This window comes from Sphingopyxis sp. LC81, from assembly GCF_000756375.1.
Lineage (GTDB): Bacteria > Pseudomonadota > Alphaproteobacteria > Sphingomonadales > Sphingomonadaceae > Sphingopyxis.
Window position 1 is genome coordinate 38,652 of sequence record NZ_JNFD01000009.1, and the last position, 24,278, is coordinate 62,929.

Genomic DNA, 24,278 nt, shown 5'->3' on the forward strand with positions numbered 1-24,278 from the left:
TAGGACGCTCCTATGAAACATCTCATCGGCACCCTTTTCCTTCTCGCGACCCTTCCGGCGGCACCCGCCTTTGCGCAGACCGCCTGCGCGCCCGGCACCTATGCCGCCCCCGACGGCGATTTCGTCGTGCTGGTGAAATCGCCCGCGGTCGCGGCACCGGGGCTGCGCTATATGTTTCGCGACGGCCGCCGCGGCGCGACCACCGATGCCGGCGTGCCGCTGACGTGCGGAACGGGCGACGTCGCCATCGGCGGCAAGCGCTGGGCACCCATCGCCTTTCGCGAAACCCCCGCGACCTTCGACAGCGTCGGCACGAAGATGACCGGTGTGCTGATCGAACCACCGGGCAACGACGCCAAGCGGCCGCTCGTCGTCATGGTGCATGGGTCCGAACGCACTTCGCCGATCGGCGGCATCTATGGCTATGCGATGGCGGCGCAGGGGATTTCGGTCTTCGTCTACGACAAGCGCGGCACCGGCGGGTCCGAAGGCGAATATACGCAGAATTTCGAACTGCTCGCCGAGGATGCGGCGAGCGCGCTGGGGCAGGCGCGCGGCATGGCCGCGGGGCGTTATGGCCGCGCGGGCTTCTTCGGCGGCAGCCAGGGCGGCTGGGTCGCCCCGCTCGCCGCGACGCGGACCAAGGCCGATTTCGTTGCGATCGGTTTCGGCCTCGTCGCCTCGCCGATCGAGGAAGACCGCGAGCAGATGGTGTCCGAGGTGCGTGCGGCGGGGCTGGGCCGGGACGCCGAGGCGCTCGTCGGGCGGCTGTCGGACGCGACCGGCAAGCTGCTGCTGTCCGGTTTCGCCGACGGCTACACCGAGCTCGACGCGGCGCGCGCCGAGATGGCGGGCCAGCCGTGGGCGGCGAAGATCGCGGGCGAACATAGCGGCGCGATCGCGCGGATGTCCAACGACGAGCTGCGCCGGGTCGGGCGCGCCCGTTTCGACAATCTCGAACTCATCTGGAATTATGACGCATTTGCGGCGCTGAAGAAACTCGACGCACCGTTGCTTTGGGTGCTCGCGGGCGAAGATCGCGAGGCGCCGATCGAAACGACGCGCGGCGCGCTGCTCGGGCTCGCAAAGGCCGGCAAGCCGGTCGACGTCTATCTCTTTCCCCAGACCGATCATGGCATGTGGGAGTTTACCACCGACGCCAGCGGCGAACGTCAGGTCACGCGGATCACCGACGGTTATCTGAAATTGCTCGCCGACTGGATCAAGCGCGACGCGCGCGGCGCCTATGGCCGCGCGGAGCGGCTTACCCCGCGCTGATCCGCTCGATATCGGCGCCGACCGCCTGCAATTTCTCCTCGAGCCGCTCATAACCGCGGTCGAGGTGGTAGACGCGGTTGACCTCGGTCGTGCCCTGCGCAGCGAGGCCGGCGATGATTAGGCTCATCGAGGCGCGCAGGTCGGTCGCCATCACCGGCGCGCCGACCAGCTGATCGACCCCGCGCACCACCGCGCTGCGGCCGCGCACGTCGATGTCGCAGCCCATACGCGCCAGTTCGGGCACATGCATATAGCGGTTTTCGAAGATCGTTTCGGTGAACAGCGAAGCACCCTTGCCCAGCGTCGCCATCGCCATGAACTGCGCCTGCATGTCGGTCGCGAAGCCCGGATAGGGCGCGGTCGACAGCGTGACGGGTTCGGCGCGGCCCGACATCGCGACGCGGATGCCGCCCTTGGTTTCCTCGACCGTCGCGCCCGCCTGGCGCAGCGCCGCGAGCGTCGCGTCCATCTCGTCGGCCTTCGCGCCGACCAGCTCAACGTCGCCCTCGGTAATTACCGCGGCGCAGGCATAGCTGCCCGCCTCGATCCGGTCGGCCATCACGCGATAGGTCGCGCCGTGCAGCCGGTCGACGCCTTCGATCGTCAGCGTTTCGGTGCCGATGCCGTCGATATGCGCGCCCATCGCGACGAGGCAGTTGCAGAGATCGACGATCTCGGGCTCGCGCGCCGCATTTTCGAGGACGCAGGTGCCCTTGGCGAGCACCGCGGCCATCAGCGCATTTTCGGTCGCGCCGACCGACACGACGGGGAAGGTGAACTTGCCGCCCGGCAGGCGACCGCCGCCGGGGGCGCTCGCCTTCACATAGCCCGAGGCGAGCTCGATCTCGGCGCCGAAGGCTTCGAGCGCTTTGAGGTGCAGGTCGATCGGGCGATTGCCGATCGCACAGCCGCCGGGCAGCGACACCGTCGCCTCGCCCGCGCGCGCGAGCAGCGGGCCGAGCACGAGGATCGACGCGCGCATCTTGCGCACGATGTCATAGGGCGCGACGGTCGAGGTCAGCGTCGTCGTGCGCGCGGTCATCACGCGGCCGAAATCCTCGGGCCGCGATCCCTCGATCGTCGTCGAGCAGCCGAGCTGGTTGAGCAAATGCCCGAACCCGTCGACGTCGGCGAGCCGCGGCAGGTTGCGCAGCGTCAGCGGCTCGTCGGTGAGCAGCGCGCAGGGCAGCAGGGTAAGCGCCGCATTCTTGGCGCCGGAGATGGGAATACGGCCCTTGAGTCGCTGGCCGCCGCGAATGACGATTTGATCCATCGGCTGTCTTTAGCGCATGCGCGATACCGCGCAAGCCGACTAGCTATGTGGGATGATGGTTCCCGTCGCCATCGAACTGCGCCTTTGCCTCACGTTCGCCCTTGCCCATGAAGATATAGCCGACAACGCCGAGAATGAGCAGCAATATGCCGAGCACCGGGACGTAGCCGTCGACCGCGATCCGCAAGGTCATCCACACGACGGAAATGACGCCGGTCAGCAGGAAAAGCTTCTGGTTGTTCGTCGCGAAACCATAAGTAGCGCGGCCGTCGGGCGTCCGGACGCCGTGCACGCCCTTCTGGTCGAATGCATTGTAGAGATAGAAGCGGCCGCGCGTGCCGGGGGTCAGTTCGTCGGCGACATTCTGTTTGACGACGGCATTGCGGAGGGTGCGCGTCGGTCCGCTGTCGGGCTGAAAGGTGATGGCGCGAAAGACGGACAGGCCGCCGCGTGCACGCCGCAGCTCGGCGGATTCGACGCGTCCGTCGATGATCGATGTCGTCATGTGTCGGCTCTCCCTGTTGCGGTGGCGCGACCCGGGGCGAAAGCTAATCGAACAAAGGCGGCAAGGAAAGCCCGATGATTGGTTAAGTCATCCTGTTCGCCGCGCGCTTTCTTCATGGCGTTGGTGCCAGAAATGTGAAACCATGGCGGCTTAGGCGGAATGCGTAAGGGCTGCGTTTTACGGAAAAGCAATTGTCAAAAAGGGGAAAGACATGCGGAATCCTGTCGTCGCGATCATCACCTCGCTTTCACTGGTCGGAACGCAGCTGGCGCTTCCCGTCGCCGCGCAGACCCGGCCCTGGCCGCCCACCGGCGGGCCGCAGATCCAGCCGCCCCGACCCGACCCCGGTTATGGTTATGCCGGAACGATCCGCTGCGAATCGCGCGGCAATCGCGAACAGCGCTGCTATGTGCGGACCGACAATCGTGTGGAGATCCAGCGGATCCTCGGCGGCGATTGCGCCCGCGGGCGCGGCTGGGGTTATGGCAGCGACCATATCTGGGTGACCGGCGGCTGCCGCGCCGAATTCGGCTATGGCTATGCGAATGATGGTGGCTACCCGACCCCGCTGCCGCAACCGGTCGACGATTATGCGGGTATAATTAACTGCGAATCGTGGAATCGCAATTATCAGCAGTGCAATGTCCGGACGAATGACCGCGTCGAACTCACGCGCAGGCTCGGCGGCAAGTGCAACGCAGGGCGGCAATGGGGTTACACCAGCGATTATATCTGGGTCGACAAGGGGTGCCGCGCCGAATTCGGCTATGGCTACCGGAATGTGCGGCCGCCCGAAAAAGACAAGGACAAGGGGCCGAGCACCGGGCTGATCATCGGCGGCATCGTGGTTGCGGGCGGGCTGCTCGCCCTGCTCGCGAGCAAGAAAAAGAAGAAACCCGACGGCACGACCGAAGAAAGCGCGACGACGCATCCGCCGCAGGGGCCCGCGACGCTGAGCGCGAACCTCAGCGGCCTGCCGAGCGCGGCGCGGCCGTCGGTGCAGAATTGCATGACCGATGCGGCGCGGCAGATCGGCATCACCGGCGGCACCCGGCTGTCGTATGACAAGCTGGTGTCGCTCGAACAGGGCAATGGCGGCTGGCGCATTCGTGCGACGATGACCGCGACCTATCCCGACGGCGCAAAGCAGGTCGAGATGTATTGCCGCGCGACGCCCAGCGAGATCATCCAGCTCGACTTTACCTGAGGTCGGGCTAATCCCGGTCCGTCATCCCCGCCTGCGCCGGGATGACGGACGGTCTGGGACGTAGCGGGAGCCGGAATCATCATGCGAAACGCCGGCCCGGCTGCGGCGCTCTGGTCGCGGGCCTATCTGCTGCTGACGTTCACCGCGCTTTTCTGGGCGGGCAATTCGATCGTCGGGCGCGCCGCGCGCGACCTCGTGCCGCCGGCGGCACTGTCTTTCTGGCGCTGGACCATCGCGCTCGCACTGCTGCTCCCGCTGGCCTGGCCGCACCTCCGGCGCGACTGGCCGGTACTGCGGACAAGCTGGCCGATCGTCATGATCTTGGGCGCGCTGGCGATCGGCGCGTTCAACATCCTGCTCTACACCGGCCTGCAAAGCACCACCGCGCTCAATTCGATGCTGATTCAGTCGGCGCAGCCGGCGCTGATCCTGATCATCGGGGCGCTGGTGATGGGCGACGGTACGAGCTTGCGCCAGGTCGCGGGCGTGCCGATCTCGCTCGCGGGAGTGCTCATCATCATCGGCCGCGGCGATCCCGGGATAGTGTGGGCCATGCGGTTCAATATCGGCGATGCGATCATCGGCGTCGCGGTGATCTTGTGGGCGCTCTATTCGGTGCTGCTCCGCCGCCGGCCGCCGGTCCATCCGCTCAGCTTTCTGGCGGCCTCGATCATGGTCGGCATCGTCGTCATCGCGCCGGTCTATGCGCTCGAACTTGCGTCGGGCCGACTGATCGTCCCGGTGGCTGGGAGCGCGCTGGCGATCGCCTATGTCTCGGTTTTTCCATCCTTCCTCGCCTATCTCTTCTTCAATCGCGGGGTTGAGTTGATCGGCTCGGCGGCGACGGGACAGTATATGAATGTGATGCCGCTGATGGGTGCGGGGTTGGCGATGCTGTTCCTTGGCGAAATGCTGCACCTGTTCCACATCATCGGGCTGGCGCTGATCGTCGCGGGCATATGGGTCGCGGGGCGCCCTGCGCCGCCCGCGGCTTAGCGGCGAAGCGCTTCCTCGACCTGCGCGAGCCGGTCCTTGCCGAAGAAGATTTCGCCGCCGACGAAAAAGGTCGGAATGCCGAACACGCCGCGTGCGACCGCTACTTCGGTGTTCTGGGCCAGCTTTGCCTTGATCTCGGGCTCCTGCGTGCGCGCGAGCAGCGCGGGGCCGTCGAAGCCGTTCGCCGACAGGAACGCCGCGATCACCTCGGGATCGTCCATCTTCAGCCCTTCCTCCCACATCGCCCGGTTCACCGCGTCGACATAATCGTCGAGCGTGCCCTCATCCTCGGCGACGATCGCGCCACGCATGATCGTCAGCGTGTTGACGGGGAAGTGCGGGTTGATGCGGAATTTCGTGAGGCCGTGCCTTTCGATGAAGCGCCGCATTTCGAGATTTTCATAAGCGAGCTTCGCGGGGGCGTCGGCATATTGGATCATCGGCGCCTTGTTGCCCGTCGCCTTGAATATCCCGCCGAGCAGGCACGGCGTGATGATCAGGTCGGCGCCGGTGCGGTCGAGCAGTTCGGGCAGCGCTTTCATGCACAGATAGGCGTTGGGGCTGCCGAAATCGAAGATGAGTTCGAGCGATTTGGTCACCATTTTTCTCCCCAGGGACGGAGGTCGAGTTCGTGGGTCCACGCGCTTTTCGGCTGTTTGTGGAGCATCACATAATTGGCGGCGATCGCGGCCGGATTGAGGATCAGATCTTGCGCCTTGGCGTTGTCGAAATCGGGATGGCGCCCCTTGATGAAATCGGTGTCGATCGCGCCGTCGATGATTGTGTGCGCGACGTGGATGCCTTGCGGCCCCAGCTCGCGCGCCATCGACTGGGCGAGCATCCGGAGAGCGGCTTTGGCGCCCGAGAAGGCCGAAAAGCCCGATCCGCCGCGCAGGCTCGCGGTCGCGCCGGTGAAGATGATCGTGCCGCGGCCGCGGGGCTGCATGTGCTTCGCCGCCTCGCGTCCCATCAGGAAACCGCCGAGGCACGCCATTTCCCAGACCTTGGTGTAAACGCGCACCGTCGTTTCGGTGATCGGAAAGTTCACATTGGCGCCGATGTTGAACACCGCGACCTCGACCGGGCCGACCTCGGCCTCGACCCGGTCGAACAGCGCGACCATCGCGTCTTCTTCGCGCGCGTCGCCGGGAAAGGCGCGCGCCTGATGGCCCTCATCGCGGATCGACTGCGCGAGCGCTTCGAGCTGGTCGGCGTTGCGTGTCCGGCGGTTGACGCAGGCGGTGAGGCCCTCGGCGGCAAAGGCGCGGGCGATGGCGCCGCCGGTGGCATCGCCGGCTCCGATGATGACGGCTGCGGGTTTGGGCATGAGCGACTCTCCTCTTGCGTGCGATAGTAACTATGATAATCATAGTGACAAGCGATATTTTCTGGGAGAAGTGGAAACGCATGCCCAAACGCGCGGATCTGTCGGACACATTATGCCCCGTCGGCCGGTCGGCCGAGTTGCTCGGCGACCGCGCGGTGCTGCTGATCCTGCGGGAGCTTCTCTTCGGGCGGCGGCGCTTCGAATTGATCGCGGCGAACACCGGGCTGGGACCGCAGCTCGTCTCCGCGCGGCTCAAGATGCTGGTTGCCGAGGGCGTTGCCGAACGCCGCGCCTATAGCGAGCGGCCGCTACGGCACGACTATTGGCTGACCGACAAGGGCAAGGCGCTGTTCGATGTGCTCTACGCGATGCGTAACTGGTCCGAACGCTGGGCTTACGAACCTGGTGAAACGGGTGACGGGCCAGCGATCCGCTATGTCCACCGGACGTGCGGCGCCGATGTCGGGACGGCGAAAATCTGTCCGAGGTGTGGCGCGGAACTGGGTTATGGCGATTTGAAAGGCGAGCCGTCGCCTGCGCTCAAGGCCGAGCAGGTCTCGCGAACGGGTTAGATCAGGCTTTTTCCAGTGTGCATTGCAGCGGGTGCTGGTTCTGCCGCGCGGCGTCCATCACCTGATTGACCTTGGTCTCGGCGACCTCATAGCTGAACACGCCGCAGACGCCGACGCCCTGCTGGTGGACGTGCAGCATCACCTGCGTCGCCTGTTCGATGTCCATGTTGAAAAAGCGCTGCAGCACCATCACGACGAATTCCATCGGCGTGTAGTCGTCGTTGAGCAGCAGCACCTTGTACATCGAGGGCTTTTTGGCCTTCGCACGCGTGCGCGTCGCGATGCCGACGCCCGGGGTGCCGGGCGAGCCATCGTCCTTGTCCGCCATGGCGCGGACAGGCTGGGTGGTCGAAACGGGAAACATCATGGGCAGGAATATCGCAAGCCGCGGGCGAAGCGCAAGAGGCGCGGTCGCGGATTTTAACCTCTTGTTCGCCAGCCGGATCGGGTGGCCGCAAACAAGAACCGCCCGCTTCCCTGGGGAAGCGAGCGGCCTTGGGGTGTCGGCGCAGGCGGGGAGGGGAGGGGGAGGGTGCCCGCGCCAACGATAGGAAGGTGAAAGCCCTTAGGCGGCCTTCATCTTCGAAGTGATGACCGAAACGCGGTTCGAGATCGGCGCGAAGCTGTCGTTCGTCAGCTTGACGACGAGTTCGCTGGTCTTCGAGGTCTGCGCAACGGCGGCGTCGAACGCCTTCTTGCTGTTTTCGGCATAGAGCTTGAAGAAGTCGGCCGGGGTCTTGACGGCGGTGTAGCCCTTCAGCGCGGCGGTCGTGTCTTCAAAGCTCTTGCGAGCATAGGTCACGCCTTCCTGGCCGAGCGTTTCGATGCCCTTGGCAGCGATCTTGCCGGCTTCGACGAGCGCTTCGACGTTCGCCTTGTTGAATTCGACGGCGTCTTCAGCAAGCTTGCTGGTCTTGCTCATCGCTTCCTTGGCCTTCTCGTTGAAGTCGGCGGTCAGGGCTTCGGCGCGGGTCTTCGCTTCGTCGGCGAACTTCTTGACGGTGTCGTTCATGGTCTTGAATCCTTTGGTGGCGGCAGCGACCGGCTTCGGCGCGACCTTGGTCTGGGGTGCAATGGTCTTCGCAGCCGTCTTGGGAGCGGCCTTCTTTGCTGCCGGCTTTGCGGCTTTCTTTTGGACCGGCTTGGCCTTCGCCTTGACGATCTTGGTCTTTACGGGCGTCGCGGTCTTTTCGGCTGCCGGAGCAGCAACAACCGGGGCCGCCGGAGTCGCCACCGGCTTGGCGGGGGTTTCCAGCGTCGCGGCTTCGAAAGCCTTTTCGGCACTATCCATCTTGGTAGCCATCGGGACAACTCCTTTATGTTGCACTGCACAATATAGGAGGCGATCGGCGATTTCAAGAGAAATTTTGTGCAGTGCACAAAAATAGTTCGAGCGCCGGCCCGAAGGCAATATATTCGCGGGATATTACCGCTGTTTGACGTAGCGGCCGGGGGCGTCCTCGATGGCCTTTTTGGCGCCTTTTCCGGGGATGCGCGCGCCCTTTACCGGGATTTTTGCGCTATCCCGCTGCGCAATCCACTCGATCCAGTGCGGCCACCAGCTGCCCTTGGTCTCGCTCGCGCTCGCAACAAAATCGTCGAGCGTCGCGGCGCTGCTGTCGCCCGTCCAATATTGATATTTGCCCGCTGCGGGCGGGTTGACCACCCCCGCGATATGGCCCGATCCGGCGAGCAGGAAGGTCTTGGGGCCCGAAAGATGGTCCATCAGCCGCCAGACGCTGGCGAGCGGCGCGATATGATCCTCGCGCCCTGCCTGGATATAGGCGGGGGTCTCGATCTTCCTGAGATCGATCGGCGTGCCCATCACCGACAGGCTGTTCGGGATCACCATGCGATTGTCGCGGTACAGGTCGACCAGATATTGCCGGTGCCACTTCGCGGGTAGGTTCGTCGTGTCGCCGTTCCAATAGAGGAGGTCGAAGGGCGGATAGTCGTTGCCGAGCAGGTAATTGCTGACGACATAATTCCAGATCAGGTCGCGTCCGCGCAACGAGTTGAAGGTCGCGGCCATATAGCGGCCGTCGAGATAGCCCGGCGCCGACAGCTGCTGCAGCAGCGCCAGATAGCTGTCGTCGACGAACATCTTGAGGTCGCCGGCCTGCTCGAAATCGACCTGCGCGGTGAAGAAGGTCACCGACTGGACCTTGTCGGCCTCGCCGCGCGCCGACAGCATCGCGAGCGTCGCGGCCAATGTCGTGCCCGCAACGCAATAACCGATCGTATGGACCGCGGGAACATCGAGGAGCCCACGCACCGTGTCGATCGCATCGACCTGCGCCGCGACATAATCGTCCCACGCGATTTCGCTCATCGACGCGTCGGCCGATTTCCACGACACGACGAACACCGACAATCCCTGTCCGACCGCCCAGGCGACAAAGCTTTTCGCGGGATTGAGGTCGAGGATGTAGAAGCGGTTGATCCACGGCGGGAAGATGACGAGCGGGACGGCGAGCACCTCCTTCGTCGTCGGGGCGTAGTGGATCAGCTGGTAAAGATCGGTCTCGTGGATCACCTTGCCCGGCGTCGTCGCGATATTGACCCCGACCTCGAACGCGTCGGGATCGACATGGCTCAATTGCCCGCGCGACAGGTCGTTCAGCATATGGCGGAGCCCCTTGAGCAGGCTTTCGCCGCGCGTTTCGACCGCGCGCTTGATCACTTCGGGATTGGTGAGCGCCAGATTGGTCGGCGCCATCGCATCGGCCATCGCCTTTGCGGCGAACTCCATCTTTGCACGCGCCGCGGGGTCTAGCCCCTCGAACTGGCGCGTCGTCGCGAGCATCTGTTCGGCGAGCAGGCCATAGGTCTGGCGGATCATCGCGAACACCGGATTGGCGGTCCATTCGGAATCGGTGAAGCGGCGATCCTTCGCGCCCTCGGCCGGCGCGTCGGGCGCGATCGGCTGGCCGATGCTCGCAAGCGAGGTCCAGAAGGCGACGCCCTGGTCCCACATCTTCGACGATTGCTCGGTCCACAGCTTCGTCGTCGGATTGTCGAGCCATTTGGCGGGGTCGAACAGCGCCGCGGCACTCGCATTGCCGTCGTTCGCCTGACCCAGCGCATATTCGAGCATCATCTGCTGCGCGCGGCCGATCACGCTCGCCCAATGCTGCATGTCGTCGGGGGATGGCATGAAGGGATTCGGCGTTTCGATCGTGTCGTCCTTGCCCGTGTCGCTCATGCTCGTTCCTGCTGGTCAGTGCGGATAATATGCCTATAACAAGCCGCGATGCGGCTGGCGAGATTGCCGCGCGCGTCAACCACACCTAATGCAAAGGAGTTGTTCTAGTTTCCCATGTCCGAAGATGAATTCTATCGCATCAAGCGCCTGCCGCCCTATGTCATCGCTGAAGTCAATGCGATGCGTGCGGCCGCCCGCGCCGCGGGAGAAGACATCATCGACCTGGGGATGGGCAACCCCGACCTGCCGCCGCCCGCGCATGTGATCGAAAAGCTCTGCGAAGTCGCGATGAAGCCCGACGCGCACGGCTATTCGCAGTCGAAGGGCATTCCGGGCCTGCGCCGCGCGCAGGCGAATTATTACGCGCGCCGCTTCAACGTCGAACTCGACCCCGAAACCGAGGTCGTCGTGACGATGGGGTCGAAGGAAGGGCTCGCGAGCCTTGCGACCGCGATCACCGGTCCCGGCGACGTCGTGCTCGCGCCGAACCCGAGCTACCCGATCCACACCTTCGGTTTCATCATCGCGGGCGCGACGATCCGCAGCGTGCCGACGACGCCCGACGAGAATTACTGGCGCGCGCTCGACCGCGCGATGGCGTTCACCGTGCCGCGCCCGTCGATCCTAGTCGTCAACTATCCGTCGAACCCGACCGCCGAGGCGGTCGACCTCGCTTTCTATGAGCGCCTCGTCGCGTGGGCGAAGGAGAACAAGGTCTGGGTCCTGAGCGACCTTGCCTATTCGGAACTCTATTACGACGGCAACCCGACGCCCTCGATCCTGCAGGTGCCGGGCGCGAAGGACGTCGCGATCGAATTCACCTCGATGTCGAAAACCTATTCGATGGCGGGCTGGCGCATGGGCTTTGCGGTCGGCAACAAGCGGCTGATCGCGGCGATGACGCGCGTCAAATCCTACCTCGACTATGGCGCGTTCACGCCGATTCAGGCCGCAGCGTGCGCCGCGCTTAACGGTCCGCAGGACATCGTCGCAAAGAACCGTGAGCTCTATCAAAAGCGGCGCGACGTGATGGTCGAAAGCTTCGGCCGTGCAGGGTGGGACATCCCCAGCCCGAAAGCGTCGATGTTCGCCTGGGCACCGCTTCCCCCCGCGTTGAAGGAAATGGGGAGCCTCGAATTTTCGAAGCAATTGCTCACCCACGCCAAGGTCGCGGTCGCGCCGGGCGTCGGTTATGGCGAGGATGGCGAAGGCTATGTCCGCATCGCGATGGTCGAGAATGAGCAGCGCATCCGCCAGGCGGCGCGCAACGTCCGCAAGTTCCTTGCAATGCACGGTGTGAACACGCCCTCGGTCGCCGCCGGGGGATGACGGGCCTCGACGCCGGCGCGATTGCGCAGACGATTCAGCTGTCGGTCACGCCGGTGTTCCTGCTGGTGGCGACCGGCAGCCTGCTCAACGTCATCGCGGGCCGCCTCGCGCGTGTCGTCGACCGCTCGCGCAATCTGATGGAGCGCTGGCCTGAGACCGAGGGCGTCGAGCATGAGCGCATCGTCGCCGAGCTGCGCATCGCCGATCGCAGGATGGGGATCATCAACAATTCGATCCTCTCCGCGGTGGCGTGCGGGATCGTCGTCTGCCTGCTCGTCGCGCTGCTGTTCACGCAGGCCTTTACCGGCATCAACCTCGGCGTCGCGGCGTCATGGGCCTTTGCGGTTGCGATGCTGTTGCTGCTCGTCTCGCTGATCCTTTTTCTCGTCGAGGTGCGGCTTGCGGTGCGCGCGATCCATGTTCCGATGGAATTGCTCGAGCTTGAGGAAATGGGCTGGAAGAAGCGGCGCGACCGGCGCTGACAAAGGGAGGGCGATGGCTCGTCGAAGAAGCTTCGCCATCACCCCGTGCGGCCGCCACAGCCGGTGCATATTTTCCTCCGTCCGTTCGATGGGTTCCCGCTTTCGCGGGAATGACGAAGTTGGTGTTACGAGCTAGGGCGTCACGCGCTTCCGGTTCGCCTTCACATAGGCATAGTCTGCGGCACCCGCAGCCGTGGGAAGCGGCCCCGCCGCCTCGATATTGTCCTTGAGCAGGATGGGGATGCCATAGAGCGGGCCGCGCGTCACGGCGTCCTTGCCCTCGACCTTGGGAGCGGCGGCGGCATCGCGGAGGCCGCTGGAGCGATCGCGAGAAGCGCGGCGGCGCCGAACAGCGAAAATTTTTGCATGAGCTGCAGGCTGGCAGCCGTAGCGGCAATTGCAAACGGGCAATTTCGGTTCGCCCCAACGGCGTTGACACCACTCCCCCCGGTCTGCTCCCTTGGTGGCGGGAGATATAAATGACCGATAAAGCTGCCTCGTCGCAGGGCATCGCCTCACCGGCCACCGGCGTTTCCGCAGAGACGCGGACGATGCTGTGGATCCTGCTGATCGTCTATATCTTCAATTTCCTCGACCGGCAGATCGTCAACATCCTCGCCGAACCGATCAAGGCCGACCTCGGCTTGTCCGACACGCAGCTCGGTCTGCTCGCCGGCCCCGCCTTCGCGGTCTTCTATGCGCTGCTCGGCATCCCGATCGCGCGCTACGCCGACAAGCAGGGGACGAACCGGGTGCGGCTGATCTCGCTCTCGCTCGCAGTCTGGTCGGCGATGACCGCGATATGCGGGCTGGCGCAGAATTTCGTGCAATTGCTCCTCGCGCGCATCGGCGTCGGGGTCGGCGAGGCGGGGTGCACCCCTGCGGCGCATTCGCTGATTTCGGACAGCGTGGCGCCCGAAAAACGCTCGTCGGCGATCGCTTTCTATGGCCTCGGCGTGCCGATCGGGTCGCTGCTTGGGCTGATCATCGGCGGGATCGTCAACGATCTTTATGGCTGGCGCATCGCGTTGATGCTCGTCGGCGCGCCGGGCTTGCTGCTTGCGCTCGTCGTCTTGTTCGTGATGCGCGAACCGCGGCACAGCCGGACTGCCGAAGCCGCGGCGGCGGCCGCCGCAACGGTGCCGCTGTCAACCGGTGAAGCGTTGCGCGAAATCTTCGCCTCGCGCGCCTTCGTCTATATTTTGATCGCGGCGTCGGTCACCGCCTTCCTCGGCTATGGCAAGGGGCTGTGGACGATCAGCTTCTTCATCCGCAGCCACGGCCTGTCGACGACCGAGGCGGGGCTGTCGATGGCGGTTGTGCTCGGGCTGGCGGGCGCGGTCGGGACCTGGCTCGGCGGCAAGCTCGCCGACAAGTTCGGCGCGCGCGACAAACGGCACATCCTGACCTTTCCCGCTTATGGCATGGCGGTCGCGGCGCCGGTGCTGTTTCTCGGCTATTTCATGGAGGATTGGCGGATCGCGGTCGCGCTGCTCGTCCTGCCGACGATGCTCAACGCCGCCTATTACGGCCCCGCCTATGGCTGCGTACAGGGGCTGGTCCAGCCGCGCGCGCGCGCCGTCGCGGCGTCGATCATGCTGTTCGGCCAGAATCTGATCGGGCTGGGGCTCGGGCCGTTCCTCTTCGGCGTGTTGTCCGACGCGCTTCAGCCGGTGGCGGGGCAGGAAAGCGTCCGCTGGGTGCTTTACGGCGCGGCGTGGCTCGGGCTGATCCCGGCCTTCTTCTTCTGGCGCGCGAGTCTGCGGCTGAAGACCGAGCTCAAGTCGGGTTAGAAGGGCGCGCCGGCCTCGGCGCGTTGCGCCTTGGCCGCATCGACCCACCAGCCCAGGTCGTCGGCAAAACGCGGGAAGGCCTTGGCGAGCCGCCCGCCATCTTCGCCCGCAGGCTGGCCGCCGGCATCGAAAGCCCCACCGATGCGCGCGAGGCCAAGCGGCGTCGAGATGACGACCATCCCCATCGCGCCAAGCGTCGTGCGCCACGCGGTCGCCGACCGGACCCCGGCAAATGGACCCGCCGAATAGGAGGCGATCGCGGCGGGACGCCACGCGAAGCCGGTGAGATAATGGTCGACGAGATTCTTGAGCCCCGGCTGGAGCCCGCCATTATATTCGCCCGTGACGAAGACATAGCCATCGGCGGCGGCGATCTTCGCGGCGAGGTCGGCCATCGCCGCCGGTGCCTCGCCCGCGGCATAATCGCTGAAGCGCTGGTCGAGCATCGGCAGGTCGACCGCCTTGGCGTCGACCAGTTCGGCGCTGTCACCACGCGCGTTCAACGCCTCGACGATCCAGCGCGCGAGCTTGATGCCCTGCCGGTCGCGGCGATAGCTGCCGTAGAAAACGAGGATATGGCGGGACATGGCGGGCTCCTAGGGTCGGATGGTGATCGGGGTGCCGTCGGGGACGATGTCCCAGAGCTGTTTTATCTCGGTATTCGACAAGGCGATACAGCCGTCGGTCCAATCGCGCGATGGCAAAGGTCAGATAGGTAACGGCAGGATTCGGCTTTGCTTGACGACGCCGTAGGCGAGGCTGGTGTCGATCGATGCGATGCCTTCGATGGCGTGCAGCCGTTGGCGAACGAAATGCTCATAGCCGTCGAGGTCGGCGGCGACGACGCGCAACAGATAATCGATCTCGCCAGTCATCAGGAAACAGTCGAGAATGTCGTCGATCGTTGCGATGGCCGCTTCGAAAGCGCCGACCGTTGCCTGATCATGCTTGCTGAGCTTTATGCCGACGAAAACCGTGATCGGATAGCCCATCGCGCGTTGATCGACGAGCGCGGCATAGCCCGTGATCACCCCCTTCGCCTCGAGCAGGCGGACGCGGCGCAGGCATGGGGAGGGCGACAGATTGACCGCGGCGGCGAGATCCTGATTGCTCAAGCGGCCATCGGCCATCAATGCGCGAATAATCTGGTGATCTTTGCGGTCCATTGGCGAATCCTTGGCAGATAATTCCAATATTGATGGATATGGTGGCATACATAGGCAGCACCTGCCAGCGTCCATTTGCTAGGAACGCAGGAACAAATCGCTGCAGGAGCCCGCCCCATGTCGTCCTTTCCGCATTCCGCATTTTCCACGCGCGCGATCCATGCGGGTTATGACGCAACACAGCATGACGGTGCGCTGGTGCCGCCGCTGCACCTGTCGTCGACCTTCGTGTTCGAGACCGCTGAAGCGGGCGCGGAGCTCTTTGCCGGGGCGCGCGAGGGCTATTTCTACAGCCGGATTGCCAACCCCACGGTCGATCTGCTGGAAAGGCGGCTTGCTACGCTGGAGGGCGCCGAGGCGGCGGTGGCGACGGCTTCGGGGATGGGCGCCATCGCCGCGGTATTCTGGTCTTTCCTGAAACCCGGCGACGAAGTGATCGTCGACAAGACGCTCTATGGCTGCACCTTTGCCTTCATGCGTCACGGTCTTGCCCGCTTCGGGGTCACCGTCACGCATGTCGACCTGACCGATCCGGGCAATCTGGTCGCTGCGATCGGCGATGCGACGAAAATCGTCTATTTCGAAACACCCGCCAATCCCAATATGCGTCTGGTCGACATCGCCGCCATCGCGGCGATCGCGCGCGAGCACGACGCGCGCACGGTGGTCGACAACACCTATGCGACGCCGGTGCTGACGCAGCCTATCACGCTGGGCGCCGACATTGTTGTTCATTCGGCGACCAAATATCTTGGCGGGCATGGCGATCTGGTCGGGGGTATCGCGCTCGGCACCCAGGCCGACATGCAGATGGTGCGGCTCGTCGGCGTCAAGGATATGACGGGCGCGGTCATGGCGCCGTTCAATGCGATGCTGGTACTGCGCGGGCTGAAGACGCTCAAGCTGCGCATGGCCGAACATTGCCGTTCCGCGCTGTCGGTTGCGGCGATGCTCGATGCGCATCCCGCGGTGGCGGCGGTTCATTATCCGGGGCTGTCAGGCTTTGGGCAGCATGATCTGGCCCGGCGTCAGATGCCGGGATTCGGCGGCATGATCGCCTTCGAACTGAGGGGCGGCCACGCGGCCGGTGTGGCGATGATGAACCGCCTGGCGCTGGTCCAGCGCGCGGTGTCGCTGGGCGATGCCGAAAGCCTGATCCAGCATCCCGCGAGCATGACGCATTCGACCTATACGCCCGAGGAACGCCGCGAGCACGGCATCTCGGACGGGCTCGTGCGCCTGTCGGTCGGACTGGAAGAAGTCGAGGACATCATCGCCGACCTCGCGCAGGCACTCGACCAGGCGGTGCTGGTTGGGGAGGAAGCGGCCGACGCCTGACGCGCGCCGGCCGCTTGGGCTCCGGCTCAGTCGCTGAACGGATCGCGGATCAGGATCGTATCTTCGCGTTCGGGGCTGGTCGACACGAGCGCGATCGGGGTTTCGATCAATTCCTGCACGCGCTGGATATATTTGATCGCCTGCGCGGGGAGGTCGGCATAGCTGCGCGCGCCCGCGGTCGATTCGTGCCAGCCGTCCATTTCCTCGTAAATCGGCTCGACCTCGGCCTGATCGGCCGAATGCGCGGGGAAATAGTCGAGGATCTTGCCGCGGAGGCGATAGCCGGTGCAGATGCGGATCGTGTCGAAACCATCGAGCACGTCGAGCTTGGTGAGCGCGATGCCGGTGACGCCCGACACGGCGCAGCTTTGCCGCACGAGCACGGCGTCGAACCAGCCGCAGCGGCGCTTGCGCCCGGTGACGGTGCCGAATTCATGCCCGCGCTCGCCGAGCTTCTGGCCGATTTCGTCCTCGAGCTCGGTCGGGAAGGGGCCGCTGCCGACGCGCGTCGTATAGGCTTTGGCGATGCCGAGCACGAAGCCGACGGCCGACGGACCGAGGCCCGAACCGCTCGCGGCGGTGCCGCTGACGGTGTTCGAGCTGGTGACGAAGGGATAAGTGCCGTGATCGACGTCGAGCAGCACGCCCTGCGCGCCCTCGAACAGGATGCGCGCGCCGGCCTTGCGGACCTTCTTCAGGCGCTTCCACACGGGCTGCGCATATTCGAGGACATAGTCGGCGATTTCGGTGAGGTCGGCGATCAGGCGCTCGCGGTCGATCGGCGGCTCGCCGAAACCGGCGCGCAGCGCGTCGTGGTGCGCGGTCAGACGGTCGAGCTGCGGTTCGAGCTTGTCGAGATGCGCGAGGTCGCAGACGCGAATGGCGCGGCGGCCGACCTTGTCCTCATAGGCGGGGCCGATGCCGCGCCCGGTGGTGCCGATCTTGCCCGCGCCCGCGGCGGTTTCTCGCAGCGCATCGAGGTCGCGGTGGAACGGCAGGATCAGCGCGCAATTGTCGGCGATCGCGAAATTCTCGGGGTTGATGGCGACGCCCTGGCCGCGCAGCTTGGTGATCTCGTCGCGCAGCGCCCAGGGGTCGAGCACGACGCCGTTGCCGATGATCGACAGCGTGCCGGTGACGATCCCCGAGGGGAGCAGCGACAGCTTGTAGACCTGTTCGCCGACGACGAGCGTATGGCCGGCATTATGACCGCCCTGGAAGCGGACCACGGCGTCGGCGCGGCTGGCGAGCCAGTCGACGATCTTGCCCTTGCCCTCGTCGCCCCATTGCGACCCGATGACGGTAACATTTGCCATGACAATGTCCTGCTGTGCGGGGCCATCCTGACCCGGCGCGGCCTTAGCGGATTTGGCCGGAGAGGCAAGGGCGGTGGCGCGGTTGCGTCCTTCTTTTTGGCGGGGTAGCGAGGCGGAAAGAAGGATGCCCGCGATGATTGACCCCGACGCCCCCTACCATGCCCATATCTATTTCGACGATGCAGAGCGTGCCGCCGCCACCGAGCTGCGCGACGGGTTCGGCCAGGACGCAGCGATTCTGTTCGTTGGCGACATGACCGATGGCGCCGCGGGGCCGCATCCGATCGCGCAATATGAGGTGCATTTCCTCGGCGCGGCGGTCCCTGCGGTGGTCGCGACGATCGAGGCGACGGGGCTGCGCGCGCTGGTGCATCCGCTGACCGACGACGACCTTGCCGACCATACGACACTGGCGCACTGGATTGGCGAACCCGTCGAACTCGACGTGACCGTGCTCGATCCGCCCGGCGTCAATCAGGGCATCCCGCGCTTTGGGGTGTCGGATTTTTAGGCTTCGACCGGCCCGTCGGGACCGAGAATAAACCCGCAGCCGAGCGCGCGCGCACTGTCGCTGTCGGACAGCGCTGCGACCGTCTGCCAATCGTCGGCGCGCAGGCTCGCCGCGAGCACAGGATCGTGGCCGAGCGGCAGGAAGATGCGGCGGTCGGCATCGTCCTCGGCGCCAAGCCCCGCGTCGATCAACGGATCGGGATAGAGCGAGAAGCCGACGGCCGATTCTTCCTGTTCGCCGACCGGGATCGAATAGCCGCCGCCGCGGCCCACCGCGTCGCCCTGTCCGGGTACGAAGATCTGGAAGCCGAACCAGCTTTGATAGGCGAAGCCATGGCGCTCGGTCGGATCGAGCGTCAGCGTGACGCGGTCGCGCACCGGCGCGGCGATCGCCTCGAGCGCGTCGATGCGCGCGGTGAGGACGCCCGTGGTATCGAAGGCGCGCAAATCGGCAATCGCCTGATCGAAGGGGCCGGTCGCGCGCAGCAGCGGCAGATAGGCTTCGGCACCGAGACGGGTCAGCGCGCCCGCGTCCTTGGCGTCGAGTTCGTCGCGCAGTTGCTGGATATCGGCATCGACCGGAAGCGGCCCGTTCGCGAGCAGGTCGACGACGTCGGGCAGGGTGAAATCGATCGTGACGGGGCCGATCCCCGCGGCCTCGAGCGCGTCGATCGCGACGCTGACGATCTCGCGCGCCGCGGCGACGCTGTCACTGCCGATCAGCTCGGCGCCGACCTGGAGCATTTCGCGCGCGGGACGAAGTTGGCTGGCGCGCAGTTTAACCACTTGCCCGGCGTAGCAGAGGCGCAGCGGGCGCGGCGCCTTGGCGAGCAGCGAGGTGGCGATGCGGCCAACCTGCCGCGTGATGTCAGGGCGCAGCGCGAGCGTGCGCTGCGATACCGGATCGGTGAAGCGGAGCAGGTCACGCGTCGAACGCTCGTCGTCACCGCCGAGCGTCTCGCGAAATTCGGCGAGCGGCGGCGATACGCGGCCATAGCCATGCGCGCGCATCGCATCGACGAGCGCGCGGGTGACGCGCGACGCGGCCTCCGCCTGTCGGGGGAGGCGATCGCGCAGCCCTTCGGGCAGCAGGGCAGGAGCCTTGGTCATGCGTGCGGCCTTAGAAGCCTAGAGGCGAGCGATCAATCAAATCTCCCCTCCCACTTGTGGGAGGGGCCGGGGGAGGGCCTGTTTCGGTCAGGACTGCGCTGACATGCCCTCCCCTAACCCCTCCCGCAAGCGGGAGGGGGATTTAAGGTCAGAACTTCAAACCCTTCACCGTCTTCACGCCGGGCAGCTGGCAAAGCTGCCACAGCAGCGGCTCGGGCATCGGCGAGTCGAGCGACAGCAGCAGCACCGCTTCGCCGCCCGCGGCGCGGCGGCCGAGGTGGAAGGTGCCGATGTTGAGCCCGGCTTCGCCGAGCGCGGTGCCGATGCGGCCGATGAAGCCCGGCGCGTCCTCGTTGACGATATAGAGCATATGGCCATCGAGATCGGCCTCGACCTTGATCCCGAACATCTCGACGAGGCGCGGATCGCCGTTGCTGAACAGCGTACCCGCGACCGAGCGGTCGCCGTCGCTGGTTGCCACGGTGACGCGGACGAGCGTGTGGTAGTCGCCGTCGCGGTCGTGGCGCACTTCGCGCACGTCGAGGCCGCGCTCGCGTGCGAGATGCGGCGCGTTGACCATGTTCACTGCGTCCGAATAGCGGCGCATCAGCCCGGTGAGCACCGCGGCGGTGATCGGCTTGAGGTTGAGTTCGGCGGCGGCACCCTCGACCTCGACCGAGATCGTCGTGAGATTGTCGTGCGCGAGCTGGCCGACGAGGCTGCCGAGCTTTTCGGCGAGGCTCATATAGGGGCGCAGCTTCGGCGCTTCCTCGGCCGAGAGGCTCGGGACGTTGAGCGCGTTGGTGATGCCGCCGGTGAGCAGGTAGTCCGAAAGTTGCTCGGCGACCTGGATCGCGACATTGACCTGCGCCTCGTCGGTCGACGCGCCGAGGTGCGGGGTGCAGATGAAGTTCGGGGCGCTGAACAGCGGGTGATCGGCCGCCGGCGGCTCGGTCTGGAACACGTCGAGCGCCGCGCCCGCGACATGGCCGCTGTCGAGCGCATCCTTGAGCGCCGCTTCATCGATCAGCCCGCCGCGCGCGCAGTTGATGATGCGCACGCCCTTCTTCGCCTTGGCGATATTCTCGGCCGACAGGATGTTGCGCGTCTGGTCGGTCAGCGGCGTGTGCAGCGTGATGAAATCGGCCTTGGCGAGCAAAGTGTCGAGATCGGCTTTTTCGACGCCGAGTTCGATCGCGCGCTCGGGGGTCAGGAAGGGGTCGAACGCGACGACCTTCATGCGCAGGCCCAGCGCGCGCTCGGCGACGATGCTGCCAATATTGCCGCAGCCGATCAGGCCGAGCGTCTTCGAGGTCAGCTCGACGCCCATGAAATCATTCTTCGGCCATTTGCCCGCCTGCGTTCCGGCGTTGGCTTCGGGAATCTGGCGCGCGAGCGCGAACATCATCGCGATCGCATGTTCGGCGGTGGTGATGCTGTTGCCGAAGGGGGTGTTCATCACGATGACGCCCTTCTTCGACGCCTCGGGAATATCGACATTGTCGACGCCGATCCCGGCGCGGCCGACGACCTTCAGGTTCGTCGCGGCGGCGAGGACGTCGGCGGTGACCTTGGTGGCCGAACGGATCGCGAGGCCGTCATAGTCGCCGATCATCGCGATCAGCTCGTCCTTGGTCTTGCCGGTGATCACGTCGACATCGATGCCGCGTTCCTTGAAGATCGCGGCGGCTTTGGGGTCCATTTTGTCGGAAATGAGAACTTTGGGAGCGGTCATGTCATTTTTCTCCGTCATCCCAGCGAAAGCTGGGATCGTTGGGAATGAATATGGTCGATAGCGGTCCCAGCTTTCGCTGGGACGACGTCAAGCGTTGAGCGAGGCGTAGGCCCAGTCGAGCCACGGGCCGAGCGCTTCGACATCGGCGGTGTCGACGGTCGCGCCGCACCAGATGCGAAGACCCGGAGGCGCATCGCGATAGCCCGCGATGTCATAGGCCGCGCCTTCGGCATCGAGCAGTCCGGCGAACTTCTTGATGAAGCCCTCGTCGGCGCCCGCGACCGACAGGCAAACCGAGGTCTTCGAGCGGCTGGCGGGATCGGCGGCGAGGTGGCTCAGCCAGTCGCGGTCCTCGACGATCTTGTCGAGCGCCGCGGCATTCGCATCGCTGCGCGCCTTCAGCCCGTCGAGGCCGCCGAGCGACTTTGCCCATTCGAGCGCGAAGATCGCATCCTCGACGGCAAGCATCGAAGGGGTGTTGATCGTCTCGCCCTTGAACACGCCTTCGGTCAGCGCGCCCTTCGAGACGAGGCGGAACACCTTCGGCAGCGGCCAGGCAGGGGTGTAATTCTCGAGCCGTTCGACCGCGCGCGGGCCGAGGATCAGCACGCCGTGACCGCCTTCGCCGCCGAGCACTTTCTGCCAGCTGAAGGTCGCGACGTCGATCTTGTCCCACGGCAGATCGTAAGCGAACACCGCGCTGGTCGCGTCGGCGAAGCTCAGGCCCTCGCGGTCGTCGGCGATCCAGTCGCCGTTCGGAACGCGGACGCCGCTGGTGGTGCCGTTCCAGGTGAAAAGGACGTCGTTCGACCAGTCGACTTGGCCGAGGTCGGGAAGCTGGCCGTAGTCGGCGCGGATGACGGTCGGATCGAGCTTGAGCTGCTTCGCGGCGTCGGTGACCCAGCCCTCGCCGAAGCTCTCCCAAGCGAGCGTCGTCACGGGGCGGGCGCCGAGCATCGTCCACATCGCCATCTCGAAGGCGCCGGTGTCGCTGCCCGGAACGATGCCGATGCGGTGCGTGTCGGGCAGCTGCAGCATCTCGCGCATCAGGTCGATGCAGTACTGCAGACGCGTCTTGCCGATCTTCGCACGATGCGAGCGGCCGAGCGATTCGGTGCTGAGTTTTTCAGGGGCCCAGACCGGCGGCTTGGCGCAGGGTCCGGAAGAGAAATAGGGGCGCGCAGGGCGCAATTCAGGCGTCGTCACTTCATTCATTTTAGTCTCTCCTTGCAGAGAGCTCGCGCGGCGTTGGGACCGCGTGGCCCGGCGCCGCCTTTAGGGCGAGCGCGCGGGCTGTCAAACAAATTGCACGGACCGCGCGAAATTTTCGACGAGTGGAGGAAAAGGTATACAGCTTGTTAACCATTTCGTCGGTAATTTGACGGCTATGCCGATCCCGAACTTCTTGAAGCCCCGGATCCTGATCGCCGCCAGTGCGGCGTTGGCACTGTCCGCCTGTTTCGGCGCGCCCGACGTGATGAAGAATGGCGGCGGCAAACAATCGACGACGACCAAGCCGAGCCGCCCACAGGTGGTCGGCACCCCTTCCTTCAGCAGCGCCGAAGCACAGCAATGCGCGTTCGACCTGAAGCAGGCGGGTGTGCGATTCACCCCGCTCCCGAACCAGGATCATGGCGGCGGCTGCACCTCGATCGATTCGGTGAAGCTGCTCGATATCGGCACGCCGGTGTCGGGGCTCGGTGCGATGACCTGTCCGCTCGCGAAAAATTTCGCCGCATGGGTGCAATATGCGGTGAAACCCGCGGCGCGGAAATATCTGGGGCAGGAGGTCGTGAAGATCGAGACCTTCGGAACCTACAGCTGCCGCAACATCTATGGCGGCCGGTCGGGCCGGATGTCGCAGCACGCCTTTTCGAATGCGATCGACGTATCGGGCTTCCTGCTCGCCGACGGCCGCCGCGTCATGCTCGACGGCGGATGGACCGGCGACAAATCGTCGCAGGAGTTCCTCCGCGCGCTGCACAAATCGGGCTGCCGCCGCTTCGGGACCGTGCTCGGCCCCGATTACAACGCGGCGCACTATAATCATTTCCACTTCGACATGAGCGGCAACGGCTACTGCCGCTAAGCTTGGCAAAGTCATGCGAAACGGGTAGCCGCTCGCTAATGGCAGAAGATAAACAACCCCATCGCTCGCGTTTCCACAAAGCCAAGGACGACGCGCAATTCGCCAAACAGGCGGTATCGACCCCGCAGACGCAAAGCCCGGCCTATCGGCTGGCCTTCCAGGACACCGAGTTCCTGCTGCGCGAAGACCTGCGCCCCGTGCGCTTCCAGCTCGAATTGCTCAAACCCGAACTGATGCTCGACGAGGCGAAGATCGAGTCGATGCTCGTCGTCTATGGCTCGGCGCGCATCCCGTCGCCCGAAAGTGCGCAGGCGGTGCTCGACGCGGCGCGTACGCCCGAGGAGCAGCGGATCGCCGAGCGGCTCGCGGCCAAGGCCAAATATTATGAGGAGGCGCGGGGGCTCGCCCGGATCGCGAGCCAGGTGCCGCCCGACGAGAATGGCTGCCGCAACTTCGTCGTCTGTTCGGGCGGCGGGCCGTCGATCATGGAGGCCGCGAATCGCGGCGCCGACGACGTGGGCAAGGAATCGGTCGGGCTCAACATCGTGCTGCCGCACGAGCAGGCGCCGAACCGCTATGTCACCCCCGACCTCAGCTTCCAGTTCCACTATTTCGCGCTGCGCAAGATGCACTTCCTGCTCCGCGCGCGCGCCGTATGTGTGTTCCCGGGCGGGTTCGGGACGTTCGACGAGACGTTCGAGCTGCTCACGCTGATCCAGACCGGCAAGATCAAGCCGATCCCGATCGTGCTGTTCAGCGAGGAATTCTGGACGCGCGTCGTCAATTTCGACGCGCTGGTCGAGGAGGGCGTGATCAGCCAGCGCGACCTGTCGCTGTTCCACTTCGTCGAAACCGCCGAAGAGGCGTGGAAGATCATCCAGGATTTCTACGGCAACGTGCAGGATCCGAATTAGGCTGTTCCTCCCCCTTTATGGGGGAGGCAGCGAGACTTACGAACTTGTTTGTTGGTCGTAGCGGTGGGGGTGCGCCCTCGGCCTGAAACGACGGCGCAAAGACGCGCCATCACCCTCATCCAACTTCGCCTAG

Annotated in this window: 26 protein-coding genes; 11 read left to right on the forward strand and 15 right to left on the reverse strand. The window is 65.1% G+C overall.

Features of this window, described 5'->3' with window-relative positions; genetic code table 11:
* The first annotated feature begins 12 nt into the window (after window positions 1–12).
* Complete coding sequence (locus FG91_RS05415) at window positions 13–1,278, forward strand: alpha/beta hydrolase family protein (RefSeq protein WP_037512990.1); 1,266 nt, start codon at window positions 13–15, stop codon at window positions 1,276–1,278.
* Here FG91_RS05415 and murA read toward each other — a convergent pair.
* Together murA and FG91_RS05425 are read right to left on the reverse strand one after the other, a co-directional pair.
* Window positions 1,265–2,551 (reverse strand): UDP-N-acetylglucosamine 1-carboxyvinyltransferase, encoded by a 1,287-nt coding sequence (gene murA, locus FG91_RS05420; protein WP_037512994.1) that lies wholly within the window; start codon window positions 2,549–2,551, stop codon window positions 1,265–1,267. The genes FG91_RS05415 and murA overlap by 14 nt on opposite strands.
* Before the next feature lie 43 nt (window positions 2,552–2,594).
* Window positions 2,595–3,056, reverse strand: coding sequence for a hypothetical protein (locus FG91_RS05425; RefSeq protein WP_037512997.1), 462 nt, complete (start codon window positions 3,054–3,056; stop codon window positions 2,595–2,597).
* 211 nt (window positions 3,057–3,267) lie between these two features.
* Between FG91_RS05425 and FG91_RS20870 the strand changes: the two genes are divergently transcribed.
* Both FG91_RS20870 and FG91_RS05435 read left to right on the forward strand, forming a co-directional pair.
* Window positions 3,268–4,263, forward strand: coding sequence for a DUF3011 domain-containing protein (locus FG91_RS20870; RefSeq protein ID WP_052187333.1), 996 nt, complete (start codon window positions 3,268–3,270; stop codon window positions 4,261–4,263).
* Window positions 4,264–4,344: 81 nt separating this feature from the next.
* Entirely contained in the window at window positions 4,345–5,259 is a 915-nt protein-coding gene (locus tag FG91_RS05435) for a DMT family transporter (RefSeq protein WP_037513000.1), read from the forward strand.
* On the opposite strand, the gene FG91_RS05440 is transcribed toward FG91_RS05435, so the two are convergent.
* Together FG91_RS05440 and FG91_RS05445 are read right to left on the reverse strand one after the other, a co-directional pair.
* Entirely contained in the window at window positions 5,256–5,861 is a 606-nt protein-coding gene (locus tag FG91_RS05440) for a 2-hydroxychromene-2-carboxylate isomerase (RefSeq protein WP_037513002.1), read from the reverse strand. The two genes, FG91_RS05435 and FG91_RS05440, sit on opposite strands and share 4 nt — an antisense overlap.
* Window positions 5,855–6,586, reverse strand: a complete 732-nt coding sequence (locus FG91_RS05445; RefSeq protein WP_037513005.1) for an SDR family oxidoreductase — start codon at window positions 6,584–6,586, stop codon at window positions 5,855–5,857. Before FG91_RS05445 ends, FG91_RS05440 begins: the two co-directional genes overlap by 7 nt.
* Before the next feature lie 80 nt (window positions 6,587–6,666).
* On the opposite strand from FG91_RS05445, the gene FG91_RS05450 reads away from it, so the two are divergent.
* Window positions 6,667–7,158, forward strand: a complete 492-nt coding sequence (locus FG91_RS05450) for a winged helix-turn-helix transcriptional regulator (RefSeq protein WP_037513007.1) — start codon at window positions 6,667–6,669, stop codon at window positions 7,156–7,158.
* Window position 7,159: 1 nt separating this feature from the next.
* Here FG91_RS05450 and clpS read toward each other — a convergent pair whose 3' ends face one another.
* The 3 genes from clpS to FG91_RS05465 all read right to left on the reverse strand — a co-directional run bounded on the left by clpS (window position 7,160) and on the right by FG91_RS05465 (window position 10,363).
* Window positions 7,160–7,522: an ATP-dependent Clp protease adapter ClpS gene (clpS, locus tag FG91_RS05455; protein WP_413052757.1), complete on the reverse strand. Its 363-nt coding sequence runs from the start codon at window positions 7,520–7,522 to the stop codon at window positions 7,160–7,162.
* A 201-nt stretch (window positions 7,523–7,723) separates the two neighbouring features.
* Window positions 7,724–8,461: a phasin family protein gene (locus FG91_RS05460; RefSeq protein WP_037513012.1), complete on the reverse strand. Its 738-nt coding sequence runs from the start codon at window positions 8,459–8,461 to the stop codon at window positions 7,724–7,726.
* Window positions 8,462–8,584: 123 nt separating this feature from the next.
* Window positions 8,585–10,363: a PHA/PHB synthase family protein gene (locus tag FG91_RS05465; RefSeq protein WP_037513015.1), complete on the reverse strand. Its 1,779-nt coding sequence runs from the start codon at window positions 10,361–10,363 to the stop codon at window positions 8,585–8,587.
* A gap of 114 nt (window positions 10,364–10,477) precedes the next feature.
* Here FG91_RS05465 and FG91_RS05470 point away from each other — a divergent pair, with 114 nt between their 5' ends.
* Window positions 10,478–11,692 carry an LL-diaminopimelate aminotransferase gene (locus FG91_RS05470; protein WP_037513018.1) on the forward strand — a complete coding sequence of 405 codons (1,215 nt, stop codon included), beginning with the start codon at window positions 10,478–10,480 and terminating at the stop codon, window positions 11,690–11,692.
* Window positions 11,689–12,174, forward strand: a complete 486-nt coding sequence (locus tag FG91_RS05475; RefSeq protein ID WP_037513021.1) for a DUF2721 domain-containing protein — start codon at window positions 11,689–11,691, stop codon at window positions 12,172–12,174. Before FG91_RS05470 ends, FG91_RS05475 begins: the two co-directional genes overlap by 4 nt.
* Before the next feature lie 132 nt (window positions 12,175–12,306).
* Here FG91_RS05475 and FG91_RS22320 read toward each other — a convergent pair whose 3' ends face one another.
* Window positions 12,307–12,441: an amidase family protein gene (locus FG91_RS22320; RefSeq protein WP_235211954.1), complete on the reverse strand. Its 135-nt coding sequence runs from the start codon at window positions 12,439–12,441 to the stop codon at window positions 12,307–12,309.
* A gap of 212 nt (window positions 12,442–12,653) precedes the next feature.
* On the opposite strand from FG91_RS22320, the gene FG91_RS05485 reads away from it, so the two are divergent.
* Window positions 12,654–13,967, forward strand: coding sequence for a spinster family MFS transporter (locus FG91_RS05485; protein WP_052187334.1), 1,314 nt, complete (start codon window positions 12,654–12,656; stop codon window positions 13,965–13,967).
* Here the strand turns inward: FG91_RS05485 and FG91_RS05490 are convergent.
* The 3 genes from FG91_RS05490 to FG91_RS05495 are packed head-to-tail and all read right to left on the reverse strand — an operon-like array spanning window position 13,964 to window position 15,133.
* Window positions 13,964–14,554, reverse strand: a complete 591-nt coding sequence (locus tag FG91_RS05490; protein WP_037513029.1) for an NADPH-dependent FMN reductase — start codon at window positions 14,552–14,554, stop codon at window positions 13,964–13,966. The genes FG91_RS05485 and FG91_RS05490 overlap by 4 nt on opposite strands.
* A 9-nt stretch (window positions 14,555–14,563) precedes the next feature.
* Window positions 14,564–14,671, reverse strand: coding sequence for a L,D-transpeptidase family protein (locus FG91_RS21310; RefSeq protein WP_443027732.1), 108 nt, complete (start codon window positions 14,669–14,671; stop codon window positions 14,564–14,566).
* A gap of 3 nt (window positions 14,672–14,674) precedes the next feature.
* A complete protein-coding gene (locus FG91_RS05495) occupies window positions 14,675–15,133 on the reverse strand; it encodes an Lrp/AsnC family transcriptional regulator (protein WP_037513032.1) in 459 nt (152 codons plus the stop codon).
* Window positions 15,134–15,250: 117 nt separating this feature from the next.
* Here FG91_RS05495 and FG91_RS05500 point away from each other — a divergent pair, with 117 nt between their 5' ends.
* Window positions 15,251–16,471, forward strand: coding sequence for a methionine gamma-lyase (locus tag FG91_RS05500; RefSeq protein WP_037513036.1), 1,221 nt, complete (start codon window positions 15,251–15,253; stop codon window positions 16,469–16,471).
* Window positions 16,472–16,497: 26 nt separating this feature from the next.
* Here FG91_RS05500 and FG91_RS05505 read toward each other — a convergent pair whose 3' ends face one another.
* A complete protein-coding gene (locus FG91_RS05505; RefSeq protein ID WP_037513039.1) occupies window positions 16,498–17,787 on the reverse strand; it encodes an adenylosuccinate synthase in 1,290 nt (429 codons plus the stop codon).
* A gap of 133 nt (window positions 17,788–17,920) precedes the next feature.
* Between FG91_RS05505 and FG91_RS05510 the strand changes: the two genes are divergently transcribed.
* Window positions 17,921–18,298 carry a DOPA 4,5-dioxygenase family protein gene (locus FG91_RS05510; protein ID WP_037513267.1) on the forward strand — a complete coding sequence of 126 codons (378 nt, stop codon included), beginning with the start codon at window positions 17,921–17,923 and terminating at the stop codon, window positions 18,296–18,298.
* On the opposite strand, the gene FG91_RS05515 is transcribed toward FG91_RS05510, so the two are convergent.
* The 3 genes from FG91_RS05515 to FG91_RS05525 all read right to left on the reverse strand — a co-directional run bounded on the left by FG91_RS05515 (window position 18,295) and on the right by FG91_RS05525 (window position 22,357).
* Window positions 18,295–19,407, reverse strand: a complete 1,113-nt coding sequence (locus FG91_RS05515; RefSeq protein ID WP_037513041.1) for an ATP phosphoribosyltransferase regulatory subunit — start codon at window positions 19,405–19,407, stop codon at window positions 18,295–18,297. The genes FG91_RS05510 and FG91_RS05515 overlap by 4 nt on opposite strands.
* Before the next feature lie 148 nt (window positions 19,408–19,555).
* Window positions 19,556–21,142: a phosphoglycerate dehydrogenase gene (gene serA, locus FG91_RS05520; protein ID WP_037513269.1), complete on the reverse strand. Its 1,587-nt coding sequence runs from the start codon at window positions 21,140–21,142 to the stop codon at window positions 19,556–19,558.
* Window positions 21,143–21,229: 87 nt separating this feature from the next.
* Window positions 21,230–22,357 (reverse strand): phosphoserine transaminase, encoded by a 1,128-nt coding sequence (locus FG91_RS05525; RefSeq protein WP_037513042.1) that lies wholly within the window; start codon window positions 22,355–22,357, stop codon window positions 21,230–21,232.
* Between the two features lie 172 nt (window positions 22,358–22,529).
* Between FG91_RS05525 and FG91_RS05530 the strand changes: the two genes are divergently transcribed.
* A complete protein-coding gene (locus FG91_RS05530; RefSeq protein WP_052187335.1) occupies window positions 22,530–23,231 on the forward strand; it encodes an extensin family protein in 702 nt (233 codons plus the stop codon).
* A 38-nt stretch (window positions 23,232–23,269) separates the two neighbouring features.
* Window positions 23,270–24,145, forward strand: coding sequence for an LOG family protein (locus tag FG91_RS05535; RefSeq protein WP_037513047.1), 876 nt, complete (start codon window positions 23,270–23,272; stop codon window positions 24,143–24,145).
* Window positions 24,146–24,278: the final 133 nt, after the last annotated feature.